General features: G+C 70.5%; 14 protein-coding genes. 10 read left to right on the forward strand and 4 right to left on the reverse strand.

Going from position 1 to position 18,275, the window contains the following annotated elements:
* Positions 1 to 17 precede the first annotated feature (17 nt).
* Positions 18 to 2,048, forward strand: a complete 2,031-nt coding sequence (locus ACH4FH_RS05665) for an ATP-dependent DNA helicase (RefSeq protein ID WP_398554466.1) — start codon at positions 18 to 20, stop codon at positions 2,046 to 2,048.
* 190 nt (positions 2,049 to 2,238) lie between these two features.
* Here the strand turns inward: ACH4FH_RS05665 and lexA are convergent, their stop codons facing one another.
* The gene (gene lexA, locus ACH4FH_RS05670; protein WP_398554467.1) at positions 2,239 to 3,039 is read right to left on the reverse strand and encodes a transcriptional repressor LexA; all 801 of its coding nucleotides are present in this window, start codon (positions 3,037 to 3,039) and stop codon (positions 2,239 to 2,241) included.
* Positions 3,040 to 3,570: 531 nt separating this feature from the next.
* Here lexA and nrdR point away from each other — a divergent pair.
* Together nrdR and ACH4FH_RS05680 are read left to right on the forward strand one after the other, a co-directional pair.
* Positions 3,571 to 4,110 carry a transcriptional regulator NrdR gene (nrdR, locus tag ACH4FH_RS05675; RefSeq protein ID WP_398554468.1) on the forward strand — a complete coding sequence of 180 codons (540 nt, stop codon included), beginning with the start codon at positions 3,571 to 3,573 and terminating at the stop codon, positions 4,108 to 4,110.
* Positions 4,111 to 4,231: 121 nt separating this feature from the next.
* On the forward strand, positions 4,232 to 7,108 hold the full coding sequence (locus ACH4FH_RS05680; RefSeq protein WP_398554469.1) for a vitamin B12-dependent ribonucleotide reductase: 2,877 nt from the start codon (positions 4,232 to 4,234) through the stop codon (positions 7,106 to 7,108).
* A 57-nt stretch (positions 7,109 to 7,165) separates the two neighbouring features.
* On the opposite strand, the gene ACH4FH_RS05685 is transcribed toward ACH4FH_RS05680, so the two are convergent.
* A complete protein-coding gene (locus ACH4FH_RS05685) occupies positions 7,166 to 8,545 on the reverse strand; it encodes an MFS transporter (protein ID WP_398554470.1) in 1,380 nt (459 codons plus the stop codon).
* 210 nt (positions 8,546 to 8,755) lie between these two features.
* Between ACH4FH_RS05685 and ACH4FH_RS05690 the strand changes: the two genes are divergently transcribed.
* Positions 8,756 to 9,328, forward strand: a complete 573-nt coding sequence (locus tag ACH4FH_RS05690; protein ID WP_398554471.1) for a CGNR zinc finger domain-containing protein — start codon at positions 8,756 to 8,758, stop codon at positions 9,326 to 9,328.
* A 302-nt stretch (positions 9,329 to 9,630) separates the two neighbouring features.
* Here the strand turns inward: ACH4FH_RS05690 and ACH4FH_RS05695 are convergent, their stop codons facing one another.
* Positions 9,631 to 10,152 carry a TerD family protein gene (locus tag ACH4FH_RS05695; protein ID WP_398554472.1) on the reverse strand — a complete coding sequence of 174 codons (522 nt, stop codon included), beginning with the start codon at positions 10,150 to 10,152 and terminating at the stop codon, positions 9,631 to 9,633.
* A gap of 820 nt (positions 10,153 to 10,972) precedes the next feature.
* On the opposite strand from ACH4FH_RS05695, the gene ACH4FH_RS05700 reads away from it, so the two are divergent.
* Positions 10,973 to 11,578 (forward strand): YdbC family protein, encoded by a 606-nt coding sequence (locus ACH4FH_RS05700; protein ID WP_398554473.1) that lies wholly within the window; start codon positions 10,973 to 10,975, stop codon positions 11,576 to 11,578.
* Positions 11,579 to 11,587: 9 nt separating this feature from the next.
* Here the strand turns inward: ACH4FH_RS05700 and ACH4FH_RS05705 are convergent, their stop codons facing one another.
* A complete protein-coding gene (locus ACH4FH_RS05705; protein ID WP_398554474.1) occupies positions 11,588 to 12,301 on the reverse strand; it encodes a TetR/AcrR family transcriptional regulator C-terminal ligand-binding domain-containing protein in 714 nt (237 codons plus the stop codon).
* A gap of 293 nt (positions 12,302 to 12,594) precedes the next feature.
* Here ACH4FH_RS05705 and abc-f point away from each other — a divergent pair, with 293 nt between their 5' ends.
* The 5 genes from abc-f (at position 12,595) to ACH4FH_RS05730 (ending at position 17,917) form a co-directional block, all read left to right on the forward strand.
* Complete coding sequence (gene abc-f / locus ACH4FH_RS05710) at positions 12,595 to 14,223, forward strand: ribosomal protection-like ABC-F family protein (protein ID WP_398554475.1); 1,629 nt, start codon at positions 12,595 to 12,597, stop codon at positions 14,221 to 14,223.
* A 137-nt stretch (positions 14,224 to 14,360) separates the two neighbouring features.
* Positions 14,361 to 15,020, forward strand: coding sequence for a histidine phosphatase family protein (locus ACH4FH_RS05715; protein WP_398554476.1), 660 nt, complete (start codon positions 14,361 to 14,363; stop codon positions 15,018 to 15,020).
* Positions 15,021 to 15,031: 11 nt separating this feature from the next.
* A complete protein-coding gene (locus ACH4FH_RS05720; protein ID WP_398554477.1) occupies positions 15,032 to 15,940 on the forward strand; it encodes an ADP-ribosylglycohydrolase family protein in 909 nt (302 codons plus the stop codon).
* Between the two features lie 557 nt (positions 15,941 to 16,497).
* Positions 16,498 to 17,199, forward strand: a complete 702-nt coding sequence (locus ACH4FH_RS05725) for a ribonuclease HII (RefSeq protein ID WP_398554478.1) — start codon at positions 16,498 to 16,500, stop codon at positions 17,197 to 17,199.
* 67 nt (positions 17,200 to 17,266) lie between these two features.
* Complete coding sequence (locus ACH4FH_RS05730) at positions 17,267 to 17,917, forward strand: hypothetical protein (RefSeq protein WP_398554479.1); 651 nt, start codon at positions 17,267 to 17,269, stop codon at positions 17,915 to 17,917.
* Positions 17,918 to 18,275: the final 358 nt, after the last annotated feature.

Raw genomic sequence — 18,275 nt, forward strand, 5'->3', positions numbered from 1 at the left:
CGTAGGCTTGCAGCGCTATGACGAAGCCCTCCCTCCCCGATCTGCTCCATGCCGCCGTCACCGCCGTGGGCGGCACCGAGCGCCCCGGCCAGGTGGCGATGGCCGAGGCCGTCGCCGAGGCCGTGGACGACAATGCCCATCTGCTGGTCCAGGCCGGCACCGGCACCGGCAAGTCCCTCGGCTACTTGGTGCCGGCGCTGGCCCACGGCGAGCGCGTGGTCGTCGCCACGGCCACCCTCGCGCTGCAGCGCCAGCTAGTCGAGCGTGACCTGCCGCGTACGGTCGACGCCCTGCATCCGCAGCTGCGCCGCCGGCCCGAGTTCGCCATGCTCAAGGGTCGCTCGAACTACCTCTGCCTGCACCGCCTGAACGAAGGCGTCCCGCAGGAAGAGGAGGACGGCCTCTTCGACCCGTTCGAGCAGGCGACGCCCACCAGCAAGCTCGGCAAGGACCTGCTGCGGCTGCGGGACTGGGCGGACGAGACCGAGACCGGCGACCGCGACGCCCTCACGCCCGGCGTCTCCGACCGCGCCTGGGGCCAGGTCTCGGTCTCCTCCCGGGAGTGCCTGGGCGCCTCGAAGTGCGCGTACGGCGCGGAGTGCTTCGCCGAGGCCGCACGGGAGCGGGCCAAGCTCGCCGATGTCGTCGTCACCAACCACGCGCTGCTCGCGATCGACGCGATCGAGGGCGCCCCGATCCTCCCGCAGCACGAAGTGCTGATCATCGACGAGGCCCATGAGCTGGTCTCCCGGGTCACCGGCGTCGCCACCGGCGAGCTCACCCCGGGGCAGGTCAACCGCGCCGTGCGCCGGGCCGCCAAGCTCGTCAACGAAAAGGCCGCCGACCAGCTCCAGACCGCCTCGGAGACCTTCGAGCGGCTGATGGAGCTGGCACTGCCCGGCCGCCTGGAGGAGGTCCCCGAGGACCTCGGCTACTGCCTGATGGCACTGCGCGACGCCGCCCGTACGGTCATCTCCGCGCTCGGCTCGACCCGCGACAAATCCGTCCAGGACGAGGACGCCGTCCGCAAACAGGCCCTCGCCGCGGTGGAGAACGTGCACGCCGTCGCCGAGCGCATCGCGAACGGCTCCGAATACGACGTGGTCTGGTACGAGCGCCATGACCGTTTCGGCGCGGCCCTGCGCGTGGCGCCGCTCTCGGTCTCCGGCCTGCTGCGGGAGAAGCTCTTCGCGGACCGCTCCGTCGTGCTGACCTCCGCCACCCTCAAGCTCGGCGGCGACTTCAATGGCGTCGGTGCTTCTCTCGGTCTGTCCCCCGAAGGCGTCCAGGGCGAGGACATCCCGGTCTGGAAGGGGCTCGATGTCGGCTCGCCCTTCGACTACTCCCGGCAGGGGATCCTCTACGTCGCCAAGCATCTGTCGCAGCCGGGCCGGGAGGGCAACCGCGAGGACATGCTCGATGAGCTGACTGAGCTCGTCGAGGCCGCGGGTGGCCGTACGCTCGGGCTCTTCTCGTCGATGCGCGGTGCGCAGGCCGCGGCCGAGGCGCTGCGCGGCCGCCTCGACGTGCCGATCCTGCTGCAGGGCGAGGAGACGCTCGGCGAGCTGATCCGTCACTTCGCCGCGGATGCCCGTACGTGTCTGTTCGGCACCCTGTCGCTGTGGCAGGGCGTCGACGTTCCGGGGGCGAACTGCCAGTTGGTGGTGATGGACCGGGTGCCGTTCCCCCGCCCGGACGACCCGCTGATGAGCGCGCGGCAGAAGGCGGTGGAGGAGGCCGGCGGCAATGGCTTCATGGCCGTCGCGGCGACCCATGCGGCGCTGCTGATGGCGCAGGGCGCCGGGCGGCTGGTCCGTGCCACCGGTGACCGCGGTGTGGTCGCGGTTCTGGACCCGCGGGTGGAGCGCGCGCGGTATGGCTCGTTCCTGCGGAAGTCGATGCCGGACTTCTGGTACACCACTGACCGCAATCAGGTCCGCCGCTCCCTCTCCGCCATCGACGCGGCCGCAAAGGCAGCCGAGACGGCCGAGACGGCCTCAACCACCGAGGCAGGCGAGACGGCGGTCGTGGCAGAGGCGGGGGAGTAGCGGTCGCGGGCGGGAGCAGCGGTCACCAGCGGGGAATTGCGGGCACGAAGGGGCTGGTGCGGAGCGCAGCCCGAGCGCGAAGCAGCAGCCCCGGCGGCAGAGCCCCGGCCCCAGGACAGCAGCGAGCCCCGGGACAGAACTGAGCCCCGGAACCGGCGCAGTGGTTCCGGGGCTCGGTATGAGGGCTGGGTCAGACCCGGCGCAGTACCGCCACGACCTTGCCGAGGATGGTCGCCTCGTCACCCGGGATCGGCTGGTACGCGGAGTTGTGCGGCAGCAGCCACACATGGCCGTCCTCGCGCTTGAAGCGCTTGACGGTGGCCTCGCCGTCGAGCATCGCGGCGACGATGTCGCCGTTCTCGGCGACGGGCTGGCGGCGGACGGTGACCCAGTCGCCGTCGCAGATCGCGGCCTCGATCATGGAGTCACCGACGACCTTCAGCACGAAGAGTTCGCCGTCACCGACCAGCTGGCGGGGGAGCGGGAAGACATCCTCGACCGACTCCTCGGCGAGGATCGGGCCGCCGGCCGCGATCCGGCCGACCAGCGGCACATAGGAAGCCGCGGGCTTGCCGGCGGTATCGGTGGCCGCGCTGGTGGTCTGGTCGGAGCCGCGGACCTCGTACGCCCGGGGGCGGTGCGGGTCGCGCCGCAGGAAGCCCTTGCGCTCCAGCGCCATCAGCTGATGGGCGACGGACGAGGTGCTGGACAGCCCGACCGCCTGGCCGATCTCCCGCATGGACGGCGGGTAGCCACGGCGCTGCACCGAATCCCGGATCACTTCGATCACCCGGCGCTGGCGGTCGGTGAGCCCCGAGCTGTCGGCGCGAATTCCGGGCGGGCGGCCCGGTAGCGAGCGGGCGGGCTTCGGCTCTTCGGAGTCCAACGTGGCGTCGTCCATCGGCGTGTTCCGTGCCGATTGAGGAGGCTCGAATCGGCTCTGGGAGTGGCTTTGTGCGGTGATGGTCGCGCTGTCTGCGGTGGTGGTCACGTCGGCCCCTCTCGAAATGTTCTCCCTAGTTAGCCAACGGTAGTTGCTTTCGAAAGGTTGCGCCAAACACACGTTCGAGTGAAATATTCGCTGATTGGCTGACCCGGTCAAGAGGCTGGGTGTATAGCCGAAAGGCAATTCGGGCCTCTGTTGTGCGTTTTCGCCCGAGTTCTCCGGTCGCTTCTTCCGTGGACGGGACGGCGCGGCGACCGCCCGCCGTGCCGCCGCCGATTCTGTCATCACGGCCCCTGGGGCCCGCCGACCGGGTGGCTTCCCGTACCCTCGTGGGCGACCCCCGGGCCCGCCTCCGCCGCGACACGCGGTAGGCAGTTATAAGCGGCCCGACACCACATCTAGTGCTTGAATGCGATTCACCGCCTACAAGTTGTGGTGCCTGGTCCTCCGAGGCTCCGGGGATCGCCTATGCTGGAGGCTGCTCCGAAGGGCCCGAACGGGCTGGTCGGAGGTCATTCAGTCGTACGCCGGATTCGGTGGCGTACGTCCGTTTTCGAGGGTGAGGAGGGTGGAGCCGTGCACTGCCCCTTCTGTAGGCACCCAGACAGCCGGGTCGTCGACAGCCGCACCACGGACGACGGCACGTCGATCCGCAGGCGCCGCCAGTGCCCCGACTGCTCGCGCCGCTTCACGACCGTCGAGACCGCGTCACTGATGGTGATCAAGCGCAGCGGCGTGACCGAGCCCTTCAGCCGGAACAAGGTCATCGCGGGAGTGCGCAAGGCATGTCAGGGCCGCCCGGTCACCGAGGACGCCCTCGCCAAGCTCGGCCAGCAGGTCGAGGAGGCGGTGCGCGCCACCGGCAGCGCCGAACTGTCCACCCATGACGTCGGGCTCGCCATACTGGGCCCGCTTCAGGAGCTGGACCTCGTCGCCTACCTGCGCTTCGCGTCGGTCTACCGCGCCTTCGATTCGCTCGACGACTTCGAGGCGGCCATCGCCGAGCTGCGGGAGCAGCGCGAGCTGGGACCGCCCGGTCAGCACCGCGGGAGCGACGGGGAGGCGGACGGCCCGACCGGCGCCCTCGCCGTCGGCACCGCCACCGCCGCCGACTGAGTTCGGCGCGCAACCAAGAACCTGGTCGGGGCTAGAGCAGGCGCCCCGGCATATGCAAGACATACACCGTGCCACGGAATGAGTGTGCACATATGGGCGTTTGCCCGTATAGGGAGGCGGAATGACAGAGACGACGAGCGGCCCGGCACGAGGCTCCCGCGCCAAGGGCAGCAAGGCGAGCAAGGGTCTGCGCATCGAGCGCATCCACACCACCCCCGGCGTGCATCCGTACGACGAGGTGGAGTGGGCGCGTCGTGACGTCGTCATGACCAACTGGCGCGACGGCTCGGTCAACTTCGAGCAGCGTGGCGTCGAGTTCCCCGACTTCTGGTCGGTGAACGCGGTCAACATCGTCACTAGCAAGTACTTCCGCGGCGCGGTGGGTTCGCCGACGCGGGAATCCAGCCTCAAGCAGCTCATCGACCGTGTGGTCAAGACGTACCGCAAGGGCGGCGAGGACCACGGCTACTTCGCCTCCCCGGCGGACGCGGAGATCTTCGAGCACGAGCTGGCGTACGCACTGCTGCACCAGGTCTTCAGCTTCAACTCGCCGGTGTGGTTCAACGTCGGGACCAAGCAGCCGCAGCAGGTCAGCGCCTGCTTCATCCTCTCCGTGGACGACTCCATGGAGTCGATCCTGGACTGGTACAAGGAAGAGGGGATGATCTTCAAGGGCGGCTCCGGCGCCGGCCTGAACCTCTCCCGTATCCGCTCCTCCAAGGAACTGCTCTCCTCCGGCGGCAACGCCTCCGGCCCGGTCTCCTTCATGCGCGGCGCCGACGCCTCCGCGGGCACCATCAAGTCGGGCGGCGCCACCCGCCGCGCGGCGAAGATGGTCGTCCTCGACGTCGACCACCCCGACGTCGAGGCCTTCATCGAGACCAAGGTGAAGGAGGAGGAGAAGGTCCGCGCGCTGCGCGACGCCGGCTTCGACATGGACCTGGGCGGCGACGACATCACGTCCGTCCAGTACCAGAACGCCAACAACTCGGTCCGTGTGAACGACGAGTTCATGAAGGCCGTCGAGAACGGCTCGAAGTTCGGCCTGCGCGGCCGGATGACCGGTGAAGTCATCGAGGAGGTCGACGCCAAGGGTCTCTTCCGCAAGATGGCGGAGGCGGCCTGGGCGTGTGCCGACCCCGGTATCCAGTACGACGACACCATCAACCACTGGCACACCTCGCCGGAGTCGGGCCGCATCACCGCGTCCAACCCCTGCAGCGAGTACATGCACCTGGACAACTCCTCGTGCAACCTCGCCTCGCTCAACCTCCTGAAGTTCCTTCGCGACGACGACCTGGGCAACCAGACCTTCGAGGCGGACCGCTTCGCCAAGGTCGTCGAGCTGGTCATCACCGCGATGGACATCTCCATCTGCTTCGCGGACTTCCCCACCGAGAAGATCGGTGAGACCACCCGCGCCTACCGCCAGCTGGGCATCGGATACGCCAACCTCGGCGCCCTGCTGATGGCCACCGGCCACGCCTACGACTCCGACGGCGGCCGCGCGCTGGCCGGTGCCATCACCTCCCTGATGACCGGCACCTCCTACAAGCGCTCCGCCGAACTGGCCGCGGTCGTCGGCCCGTACGACGGCTACGCCCGCAACGCCGACGCCCACAAGCGCGTCATGAAGCAGCACTCCGACGCCAACGCCACCGCGGTGCGCATGGACGACCTGGACAACCCGGTCTGGGCGGCGGCCACCGAGGCATGGCAGGACGTGCTGCGCATCGGCGAGAAGAACGGTTTCCGTAACGCGCAGGCGTCGGTGCTCGCACCGACCGGCACCATCGGCCTGATGATGGACTGCGACACCACGGGCGTCGAGCCGGACCTGGCCCTGGTCAAGTTCAAGAAGCTCGTCGGCGGCGGCTCCATGCAGATCGTGAACAACACGGTCCCCAAGGCGCTCAAGCGGCTCGGCTACCAGCCCGAGCAGGTCGAGGCGATCGTCGCCCACATCGCCGACCACGGCAATGTCGTCGACGCCCCTGCCCTGAAGACCGAGCACTACGAGGTCTTCGACTGCGCCATGGGTGTCCGCTCGATCTCCGCCATGGGCCACGTCCGGATGATGGCGGCCGCGCAGCCGTTCCTCTCCGGCGCGATCTCCAAGACGGTCAACGTCCCGGAGACCGCCACCGTCGAGGAGATCGAGGAGGTCTACTTCGAGGGCTGGAAGCTCGGCCTGAAGGCCCTCGCGATCTACCGCGACAACTGCAAGGTCGGCCAGCCGCTCTCGGCCAAGAAGAAGGAGCCGGAGGCCGTCAAGGCCGAGGCCCCGGCCGAGAAGAAGGTCGTCGAGTACCGCCCGGTGCGCATGCGCCTGCCGAAGGGTCGTCCCGGCATCACCACCTCCTTCACCGTGGGTGGCGCCGAGGGCTACATGACCGCCAACTCCTACCCGGACGACGGTCTGGGCGAGGTGTTCCTGAAGATGTCCAAGCAGGGCTCGACCCTCGCGGGCATGATGGACGCCTTCTCCATCGCGGTCTCGGTGGGCCTCCAGTACGGCGTGCCGCTGGAGACCTACGTCTCGAAGTTCACCAACATGCGCTTCGAGCCGGCCGGCATGACGGACGACCCGGACGTGCGGATGGCGCAGTCGATCGTCGACTACATCTTCCGCCGCCTGGCGCTGGACTTCCTGCCCTTCGAGACCCGTTCCGCGCTCGGTATCCACTCCGTCGAGGAGCGCCAGCGTCACCTGGACACCGGTTCGTACGAGCCGAACGACGAGGTCGACGTGGAGGGGCTGGCCCAGTCCGCGCACCTGCAGGCCGAGGCGCCGCAGCAGGACACCCCTGCGGCGAAGATCGTCGAGGACGCCGCCGCGCCGGCACCCAAGCAGGCGCACACCAACGCGGAACTGGTCGAGATGCAGCTGGGCATCAACGCCGACGCACCGCTCTGCTTCTCCTGCGGCACGAAGATGCAGCGGGCCGGCAGCTGCTACCTGTGCGAGGGCTGCGGCTCGACGAGCGGCTGCAGCTGAGCGCGATTCCCTGTGAGCGCCGTACCGGTCTGAGATGACCGGGGAGCGGGGACCGACCTACTGTCGGTCCCCGCTTCGGCGTTCGGGGTCCGGGCCTGCGCCGGGGCGGGGGAGCGGCGGGGGTTGCAGGGCGGCCGGATGACGCCCGTGCCGCCCTGCCGTTGCGCTGAGGCCGGGGGCACTACCGTCCGTACGCCCCCGGATGGCGACGTAGAGCAACCCCGCACAAATCTGCAGCGCGGCGATGCCGAGCAGCAGCACCGGAGGGGGCAGTGCGGCGGCCAGTCCGGCGAGTGCCGCTCCGCAGGCGGCCGCGGTGATCTTCAGGCCGGCACCGAGAGTGAAGACCTGGGCGCGCACGGCCGGTGGGGCGTGGGCTGCCCGGATGCGCAGTGTCGCGGTCAGCAGGGGGCCGTCGCAGAGTCCTGCGACGGCGAACAGTGCCGCGCAGGCGGTCAGGGACGGGACGAGCGCTGCTCCGGCCAGCGCGAATCCGGTGCCGAACAGGGCGGCGGTGGCGAGGTGCGGCACCGGGAGGGCCGGCGGCCATGTGGCGAGAACCAGGGCTCCTGCGAGCGCCCCGCAGGCGAAGGCGGTCATCAGGACGCCGCCGCTGCCCGGTTGGCCTCGGTGGTCGCCGAGCAGGACGGTCGTCGTGGTCAGGCCGCCGATGCCTACGAACGCCAGGCAGGTGCCGGCGGTGATCGCGCGCAGCTCACGGACGCGGCCGACAGCCGCCAGGCCCGCTGCCACATCTGACCGCAGTGTGCTGCGGGGTACTGCGCCGTCCTCCGCGCCGGGCAGGGCCGGTCCGAAGGGCAGCGTTGCGGCCAGCGCCGCGGCGCAGGCCGCCGCCCCGGCGAGCAGGCCCATCGCGGGGCCGAGCGCCATCGTGCCGGCCAGGACGCTGACGGCGGCGGGCCCGGCCACCGAGGCGGCGTTGTAGACCGCGGCGTCCAGTGCGTAGGCACGGTTTCGCGGTGGGCCGTCCGGAGCCAGCGTGGCGATCAGGCTGGACAGGCCCCCCGAGACCGCGGGGCCGCAGGTGCCCCCTAGGACGGCGACGGTCAGTGTCACCGGCGTGGGAGCGCGCCCGACGAGCGTCGCCAGAGCCCCGACGGCTGCCGCGAAGCCACCCAGAGCGCCGCAGTAGAAGAGCCGGGGGCGCCGCAACCGGCCCGCCGTGGCGCCGACGAGGGGTGCGGCGAGCACATGGGGCGCCATCCACGCGGTGAGGACGAACGCGCCTTGGGCCGCGCTGCCGGTGCGTTGCAGCGTCAGCAGTACCAACGCCAGGGGCACGCCTTCATCTGCCAGCCTGGCCGAGAAGGCTGTGGCCAGATAGCGCCGTAAGCCGGTGGAGCGGGCGGAAGCGGTGGGGCGGGTGGAAGGGGTGGGGCCGGTGGGACAGGCGGAAGGGGTGGTTTGTCTCGGCATGAGTCGTCCACCCCTCTAGCCTGTAACGGCTTCAAACAATAAGGCGTTACGGACGGTACAGTAGAGGGCGCGGGGTGAGGAGGGGATGTGCTGAAAGTTGTGGAGGGCGTGGGGTGAGGGCGACGTGCGCACGGCTGGTGGCTGACGGCACGCACGACCGTGGCGCGACAGAGGCGTGGGCCTCTGAGGGGACGAAGGGGCGGGCGGCGCATGAGTGGTGACAGGGAAAAGAAGACCGGCGAGGGGCAGGGGTTTCGGCCCGCCCAGCGGCTGATCGACCTGGCGAACGCGGTCCGCGCGGACCCCGAGCTGCCCCGGGAGGCGATGGCCGAGCTGCTCGCCCGGCACGGAGAAAGCCCGGACGACCTCACCGAACGGTCGTTCTCGCGCAAGGACGCCGACGGCCTGCGGAGTGCCGTCATCCGCATCACCGGTGTGCTGACCGAGACCGACACGGACCGGGCGGCGCAGGCCCTCAATGACCTGCTCGCCGAATGCGGTGCCCGTCCGCGCCTTTCCCGTCACGACGGCCACGCCTGGCACCTGCATGTCGACCGGGGCGACGACGCGAGCTGGGCCGACTGGTTCCTCGCAGCCGGAGCGCTGGCGCTGGCCCAGATCCTCACCGAGTACGGTCACGTCCCCTGGGGCGCATGTGGTTCCTCCCGCTGCTCCACCCTCTACCTGGGCACCGGCCCGGGGAGCGCCCGCCGTTACTGCTCGACGGCCTGCGCCTCACGGGAGCGCGTCGCGGCACATCGCCGGCGTCAGCGGGAGGGCTGAGGGGCGAGAGGAGTGTGAGGGCTCCCTGGGCTCCCAGGCTCTCAGGGTTCCCAGGGGTTCGAGGGTGAGGCAAGCGCTCGGGCCTGAGCGGCGGAGGAGAGCCCTGAAGCTTCCTCCCCCGCCGTCGCGGTGCCTGCCGACCTAAGCCAAAGTGTGTGGCCCGGCCGGAAATTGACGGTCGGCGAGGCGCTGCTCCTGCCGGATCCGCGTGCCCTCTGCCGTCGATCGACGGCGCGCTGCCACTCCGCGGCCGTCTCCCCGCGTGGGCCAGGGGACCGTCGGCCGGGTGAGTTTGCTCCGGGTCAGCTGCCCATCAGCCCGGCGAACTCGTCGGGGTCGGTGTCGAAGCCCCGGAGTTCCGCGTGGAATCGCCATTCGCCGTGCTCGTCCCGCGCGAAGACGGCGACCCTCGCGGCGGTCGCGTCCGCGACATCGGCGAAGTCGTTCTCTGCCAGGTCGGTGTGCCCTTCGCGGACCAGGACGCGGGTGTTCGTTATGGCGCCGAAGGTCTTCCGGCCCTCGCGCTGCTGGATGGCTACTCCCACCACCACACGCGTGTACGTGTCGGCCAGCCGACCGAGTTCAAGGGTCATGACCTCGTCGAAGCCGAATCCTTGGCCCGTCCGGCTGTCCCGGTTCAGCGCGATGGTGCCGTCGGGCGACCGGCTGTCGAAGTGCACCAGGTAGGACGGGTCGCCGTGCGGGGCGTCCGTCGTGTACGTCGCGGCGACGAGATCGAGGTCATTATCCGGCGCGCCGAGGGGGCTGGGGTCCCACTTGAGCGTGACCTCGACCTTCTCGATCCCTTTGTTGAGCGTGCTCACCGGGCTTCCCTTCCTTTGTGTGTTCGAACATGCGTCGAACCGGTCGGCCGGTTGCGTGGAATCGGCTCCTCGCACGGCCCGGCGGCCGGTCCTGCCTGGCGCCGAGGGGGCTGTACGGCCCGATCGTCGGCAGGCTGCCGGAGGGATCCTGGAAATGCGGGGTCCCGCCCGCGCGGTGGCGCGGGCAACTCCCCAAGACTCCCCGTTGATTGACCATCGTGCCACGCCGGACGGCTCGTCGGGTGGGCTGAAGTGCGCCGATCCGCATGGGGGTTGCGTGGAGAGGGTAGGGCGGGGTGGCTTGATTGCGCCTGTCCGGCTGGCCGGCCGGTCAACTGTCCGGCTGTCCCCAGGCGGGCACGCAACGCCGGCCGCGTGGCTGAGGGTCTCCATGCGTGAAGTCCTGGTGTGGCGTCAGTTGCCCGGTATGCCTAGAGGCGGCCGATAGATCATCGAGGACGTCGGTGGCCGGCGCAGCGGGCTGGGAGGGGCCATCAGGACGTGGAGGCCGGACCCTCGGAGAGGGCGAGGAGCCTGGGCGCCGCGCGATCGAGTTCCGGGGCGTTCCGGCCTCGGCGACGAGGTGGGTGAAAACCTGACCGCAGAGCGGCATGGTTGGGGCGCAGAATTCCGGCCAGGGCGGGCTGACCACCCGGTTGCCGCCGCCTTTCGGGAGGACCCGTACCTGGGGGCGTCGGCGTAGTGCGAACGTCGGCTGGGGTTGCTTACGCCCATCGGCCCGGCACCGTACGGCAGTTCAGGGTTGTCGGCGTGTGACGCGCAGTGATGCCGTGCGGCCTCAGGGCCTTACGATGGCGCGGTGCTGGTCAAGTGGATTCGCCTCACCGTTGTGGACCGTCGAGGGTTCGAGCGGGGGCAGCGGAAATGGGCGGGGCTGCTGGGTGAGCCGGGGTTTCGAGGGCAGGGCGGAGGGTGGAGCCGCAGTCGGCCCGGGGTCGCGCACCTGGTCGCCTTCTGGGAGAGCCGGGCGTTCTACGACTCCTTCATGGCGCGCTCCCACGACCGGCTGGCCGCCGCCCAGGTCGGCACTCACAAGGACGCCCAAGTGCGTCTCTTTGAGCACGAATTCGATGTGAAGGTCGGATTCCGGCCGGCGTTCGGCGATGCCGATGTGTTGCGCCTGGCGCACTGCCAGGTACGCCAGGACCGGGTGGATCACTTCATGCTGATGCAGGAGAAGGTCTGGAACCCGGCGATGGCGGGGTCGCCGGGAATGCTCCGGGGGATGCTGGGGCGGGCGCCGGGGGAGGAGTTCTTGGTGTTGTCCCTGTGGCAGTCCGCCGCCGAGCGCGGGAAGTACCGGCCCGAGCGGGTGGAACGACTGGCGCTGCGGGCACAGATAGCCGCGGACGTGCAGGCGATCGCGGGCGACGTGGTGCAGCTCGAACCGTCGTGGACGGTGTGACGGCCCTGGTCAGGAGCCGTCTCCGAGAGCGGGCGCGCCGCCGGCGCTGAACACCCCGGCGCGGGCGGCGGCCAGCGCTGTTGCCGCTGACTGGTCGGCGAGCGCCGCGTCGACCGGCTCCCGGGTGATGAACAGGCGGAAGAAGAGAGGTGCGGAGACGGACCGGACGAGGCCGCCGGCGTCGGTCGCCGGCCCGGGGGCGGAATCCGCTCGATCCGGCAACTCCCCACGGGCTACGGCGCGTTCCACGATGGTCTCGCAGCGCGCGAACCGCTCGGTGTAATACGCGCGCAGGGCGATGGCGGCCCGCTCCGACTGGAAGGCGGCCGCGATCATCGCGGAGACGGAAGCGGACACCGCCGGATCGTTGAAGGACTCGACCACCTCGCGGGCCAGGGCGCGCAGATCGCCGTCGAGCGAGCCGGTGTCGGGCGGGACCCAGCTGTCCTCGCCCGCCAGGTCAAGGGCATCAGCCACCATGCCCTCAATGTCCCCCCAGCGGCGGTAGAGCGTCGTCTTGTGCACGCCCGAGTGCTCGGCGACGTACTCGACAGTGAGGCCCGGATAGCCGTGCTCGGTGAGGCCGGCCAGGACGGCGTCGCGGACAGCGGCCCGGGTGCGGGCGGTACGGCCGCCGGGGCGCCGGGTGCCGGGGGAGGGGGCGGGCGCGGGGGCAGTGGTTGCTTCGGTCGCTCGGGTCGCGGGTGTGGCTTCGTCAGACAATTGCAACTCCCGTTGCGTTAGACGGGTGGCGTGTGCCATCATCAGGGTAACGCAACTTTGGTTGCGTTTGCCGTTCCGCTCCTTATGGGCGCGCCGTGAGCGCGTGAACTCCCTTCCTGCTTATTCCCCTCGACGCCCTCAACCTCTTCGGCCCCCTTCTCTTCAAGCCCCTGGGCCCGCCGGATGCGTGCGCCGCACCGGCGGACCGCCGCGGGGCCCCACCGGCCGCGCCTGCCACACCTATCCGTACCTGTACGTGCGTACTTGCCCGAGCGATCTCCACGGAGGATTGATTGCCCACTCAGATCTCGCTGCACGACATCACCAAGTCCTACGCCGACCACCTGCTGTTCGGCGGGGTTTCCCTCTCCGTACGACCCGGCGACCGCATCGGGATCGTGGGCGAGAACGGCGCCGGGAAGTCGACGCTGCTCCGCATCATCGCGGGCGTCGAGCAGCCCGACGAAGGCCATGTCGTCTGCCGGGCGGACGGCGGCGCCGGCTACCTCGGGCAGACTCCCGACCTTCCGCCGGACCACACCGTGCAGGACGCGATCGACTCCTCCCTGGCGGACCTCAGGGAGATGGAGAGCAGGCTGCGCGCACTGGAGGCCGGGCTCGGCGGCGCGACGGCCGAGGAACTGGCGGAGTACGGCGATCTGCTCACCCTCTTCGAGCTGCGTGGCGGCTATGAAGCCGATGCCCGCGTCGACAAGGCGCTGCACGGCCTGGGGCTGGGAAACGTCGCTCATGACCGCTCACTCGGCAGTCTGTCCGGAGGGGAGCAGGCCCGGCTGGGGCTCGCCTGCCTGATCGCCGCGTCGCCCGAGGTCCTGCTCCTCGACGAACCGACCAACCATCTCGACACGGCCGCCCTCCGCTGGCTCGAAGACGCCCTGCTCGCCCACCCGGGCACCGTCCTCGCCGTCTCCCACGACCGCCTCTTCCTCCAACGCATCGCCACCGCGATCGTCGAGGTCGACGCGGACCGTGGCGAGATCGTTCGCTACGGCGACGGATACGGCACCTTCGTCGCGGCCAAAGCAGCCGCCCGCCGGCGCTGGGAAGAAGACCACGTCCGCTGGCAGGAGCAGATCGCACAGCTCACGGCCTTCGCGACCGGCACTGCACACAGCGTCGCCCAGGGCCGGCTCATCAAAGACGGCAACAAGATGGCCTACGACCGGCACAAGGGCCGCGTCCAGGCGTCCGTCTCCAGCAGGGTGCGCAATGCCCAGGAGCGGCTGCGCAGGCTGCGCGAGGAACCCGTCCCGCGCCCACCGGATCCACTCCGCTTCCAGGCGGCAGGGCTCGCTGGTGAGAGTGACGCGCCCAAGGGGACGCTCGTCCACCTCGACGGCGTGCGGGTCGGGAACCGGCTGGCGGTGGACGCCCTTTCCGTGGCCGCCGGGGAACGGATACTGATCCACGGCGCCAACGGCGCGGGTAAGAGCACGTTGCTCCGCGTCATGACGGGCCTCACCGCACCGGACAGCGGCACAGTCACACGCCGAGGACAGATCGGCTACCTCGCCCAGGAGATACCGGTCTCCCGACCTGCAGAGTTGCTGCTGGCCGCGTTCGGCCGGGGGCTCACCGGTGACAGGGAAGAGGTCGCCGCCCTGCTGATGTCGTTCGGGCTGTTCCGTGATCGTGAGCTGCACGTGCCCGTCGGGGCGCTCTCGGCAGGCCAGCGACGCCGGCTCGCGCTGGCCCGGCTGCTGGCCCGTCCGGCAGATCTGCTGCTCCTCGACGAACCGACCAACCACCTGGCCCTCGCCTTGGTCGAAGAGTTGGAAGAGGCCCTGGCCGCATGGCCCGGCGCCGTGGTCCTCGTCTCGCACGACCGCCTGCTGCGGCAACGCTTCGGCGGCCGCCGGTACGAGATTCGCGACGGACGGCCGGCCGACATCGCGGGCTGACCGCCGCGTCGGGCGCGCAGCCTCGACGATGACCCACGGAATGGAGGAGGCGGGAGGAAGGGAGGTATCGCCGGGAGGGGAGATCGCTGCCGCGGCCGGGTGCGGCATGTACAGGGCAGGCGATTTAGGGTGGCTTCATGGCCCGGCCCCGACGCATCGTTCTCATCCGCCACGGCGAGTCGGAAGGGAATCTCGACGACACCGTGTACGAGCGGGAACCCGATCACGCGCTCAGCCTCACCGAGAAGGGGATGCGCCAGGCGGCAGAGGCGGGTGGTCCGCTCCGGGAGATGTTCGGCGACGAACGGATCTCCGCCTACGTCTCGCCCTACCGCCGCACCCACCAGACCTTTCAGCAGCTCGGGCTGAATCCGGACAAGGTCCGGGTCCGGGAGGAGCCGCGGCTGCGCGAGCAGGACTGGGGAAACTGGCAGGACCGTGACGACGTACGGCGTCAGAAGGCGTACCGCGACGCCTACGGCCACTTCTTCTACCGCTTCGCCCAGGGTGAGTCCGGCGCGGACGTCTACGACCGGGTCGGGGCGTTCCTGGAGAGCCTGTGGCGCAGCTTCGAGGATCCCGATCACCCGCCGAACGTCTTGATCGTCACGCACGGCCTCACCATGCGCCTGTTCTGCATGCGGTGGTTCCACTGGACGGTGGCGGAGTTCGAATCGCTGTCCAATCCGGGCAACGCGGAGTGGCGGACCCTGCTGCTCGGGCCCGACGGCCGCTATGCGCTCGATCGGCCATTTGAGCGCTGGTGTAAACCCGAGCCTTATGGCGTCACCGGTTAGAGTGCACAGCGATGACCGCCGACCACCGTGACGCAGACCGCTGTGCGCGGGCCCTAGCGAGCCTGCGCGGACTGTCCGTGGGCGATGCCCTCGGATCCCAGTTCTTCGTCCCCGCCCATTACCCCGCCCTCAAGCGCCGCGAACTGCCGCCCGCCCCGTGGCAGTGGACCGACGACACCGAAATGGCCTGTTCCGTCCTTGCCGTGCTCACCAGCCACGGCCGGATCGACCAGGACGCGCTGGCCCGCTCGTTCGCCGACCGCCACGACTTCGACCGTGGCTACGGTCCCGCAGTCAACCGCATGCTCCGGCTGATCCGCGAGGGTGGCGACTGGCGTGAGCTGGCGTCCGAGCTCTTCAACGGCCAGGGCTCATGGGGCAACGGTGCCGCCATGCGCATCGCCCCGCTCGGCGCCTGGTACGCCGACGACCCCGAGCAGGCCACCCACCAGGCCGAGATCTCCGCGTACACCACACACCAGCACCGCGAGGCCGTCGTCGGCGCGATGGCCGTCGCAGCCGCAGCCGCCCTGGCGGCCGACCCGTCCCGCGGCCTCGGCCCCGAGGAACTGCTCGCCGGTGTGATGGAGCTGATTCCGCGCAGCGCCGTACAGGCCGGGCTGCGCCGGGCCCGCGACATGCTCGACTACGCGGACTCCGGCACCGTCGCGGCCGTCCTGGGCTGCGGTCGGCGCACAAGCGCCCACGACACCGTGCCCTTCACCCTCTGGGCCGCCGCACGCCACCTCGGCAACTACGAGGAGGCGTTCTGGGCCACCGCACAGGCCGGCGGTGACGTGGACACCACCTGTGCCATCGTCGGCGGCATCGTCGCGGCGAGCAGCGGTGGCGCCCCGCCACAGGCATGGTTGGAGGGCACGGAGCCGCTCCCGGCGTGGACCCCACCCCTCGCCGTCTGAACACACCGCCGTCTGATCCCACTGTCGGTTGACCACGCTGCCGACTGACCACGCACCGCCGGGCGACCGCCGTTGGTCGGACCGGCCGGACCGGCGACCAGCCGCCGGGGTACCGGTCTCGACTGAGTCGGGCCCGGGAGTCGTGGACCTGATCCACAAGAGCCACACACCCGAGTCACCCAGGTCGCGCGAGCCACGCGAGTCACAGCCGGGCCTACCGCAACGGCCCTGGGCGTCTGTCGCCGGTTCAGCGCGTCCACCCAACGGGCGTCGCGGGACGGCGACTTCATGTCCGCGCGCTGGAGTCGCTTCCGAGCGCGCCGCCCCTCGGCCGTTCCTCCGCCCGGTGGCCCCGGTGCAGGCCCTGGAGCCAGGCCATAGGTCGCGCCCCGCGCCATCCCGGCTCCCGCCCCGCTCTCCCTCTCGTTCTCGCTCCGGAAGTACCTGCTGGTAGCTTCCGTTTCCGTCCCGCCGGAAGCCGTCGCACGAACGGTTTGGTGCCAGGTGCGGATCCGATGCGGACGGCTGCGCCGAATAGGCGTAACCTTGCTGGCGCCATGCCGTACGAGCCTCCCACCCACACCGTCGAGCGATCATTGCGCGCCACGACCGGTGCCAAGATCGTTGCAGGTATCGACGAGGTCGGGCGGGGAGCCTGGGCCGGTCCGGTCAGCGTCTGCGCAGCCATCACCGGTCTGCGTCGCCCGCCCGCCGGACTCACCGATTCCAAGCTGCTGACACCCAAGCGCCGCAATGAACTCTGCGGTGTTCTCGGCGACTGGGTCACGTCCTACGGCCTGGGGCACTCCTCCCCGGAGGAGATCGACGCCCTGGGAATGACCGCGGCGCTGAGGCTCGCGGCCGTACGCGCCCTGGAGGCGCTGCCGGTCCGTCCGGACGCGGTCATCCTCGACGGCAAGCACGACTATCTGGGCACGCCCTGGCGGGTCCGAACGGTCATCAAGGGTGACCAGTCCTGCGTCGCGGTCGCCGCCGCGTCGGTGATCGCCAAGGTGCGACGCGACGCGATGATGGCCGAACTCGGCCTCCAATACGGCTCCTTCGACTTCGAGGCCAACGCCGGATACCCCTCGCCGACCCATCGCATCGCCCTGGAGGAGTACGGTCCTACGCCGCACCACCGAGTGTCGTGGTCCTACATGGATGCCCTGCCCCGGTGGCGGCACCTGAAGAAGGTGCGCGTCACCCCCGAAGCAGCCGCTCTGGAGGCCGGTGGCCAACTCGGCTTCGACTTCTGAGCGGTGCGGGCCATGAATGCGGTACCCGCTGTCATGTCCCGCACCTACGTTTGATAGACATCCCTTCATGCCTCTCATCCCCGAGGAGCCTCAGATTCACGAGAGTGTCCCGGGTCCCCGCGCTACTCCGGCCGCCGGCCGTACCGCGCCGACCCCCCGTCCCGTTCCCGGTCCAGGTCCCCGCCCCGCACCTCCGCGTGGCGCCCCCGCGGCCGGCGTCCGTCCGGGCAAGCCCGGACCCGCAGCCCCGCCGCGTGGGCCCGTCGCCGCTCCGCCGGCGCAGCGCACCGGCTCCCAGCTACCCGCCGCGAGTGCCGCAGGCCCCGCCGCAGGAGCCCAGCTCCAGCTGATTCCGGCCCCCGCCGGTGGCGCGGTCGACGCCGCCGATGAGGCCGTCGATCTGCTGCTGGATTCCGGGCGGGCGCCGGGCGAGATCCTGGTGCTGACCACCGGTGACCCCCACCCGTGGGCGGCGCACGAGCTGTCCTTCGGTGAGGCGGCCTACTGGGCCCAACACGACGCCGCGGACGACGTGTTCTACGCGGACGCCGCGGCCGGACGTGCCACCGGGCGGCCCGTCGTGATCGTCGCCGTCAACGGCGGCACGGACGATGTCACCGCCACGGCCCTGCCCGCGGCGCTGACCCGCGCGGGCGTCCTGTTGATCGTCTGCGGTGACCCGCAGCGGATCAACGCCGTCCTCGGTGCGAACGCCTGACAGTCCACAACTCCCAGCAGCCCGCCGGCCCTTGAGGCCGGCCGGGCTCGCTGGCATGTCCGCAGACGTGTGCGCCGGTGTGCGTGGGGGGGGGCCGTAGATCTGCAGGTCCACGCGCCGGTGCGCATGTGTGGCGGATGTCCGCGGGCTCTGAGATCCAGTCGTCACGGCATCCGGGTGCGCGGATATCCGGATGCCGCCTGGCCGGTGCAACACGACGCAAGATCGCTTGGGCGTGGGGCGTTGACGGGCCTCCTGCGTGCTCCCCGGTCCTGAGTTTCGAGCCGCTGACTGCCGGAGGCCGCGCTCGGCTACCTGGCCCCGCCGCAGCCGGCCGCCGTGTGCCGACGCGCCTCCG

It is taken from the genome of Streptomyces sp. NPDC017993 (assembly GCF_044328065.1).
Classification (GTDB): Bacteria; Actinomycetota; Actinomycetes; order Streptomycetales; family Streptomycetaceae; genus Streptomyces.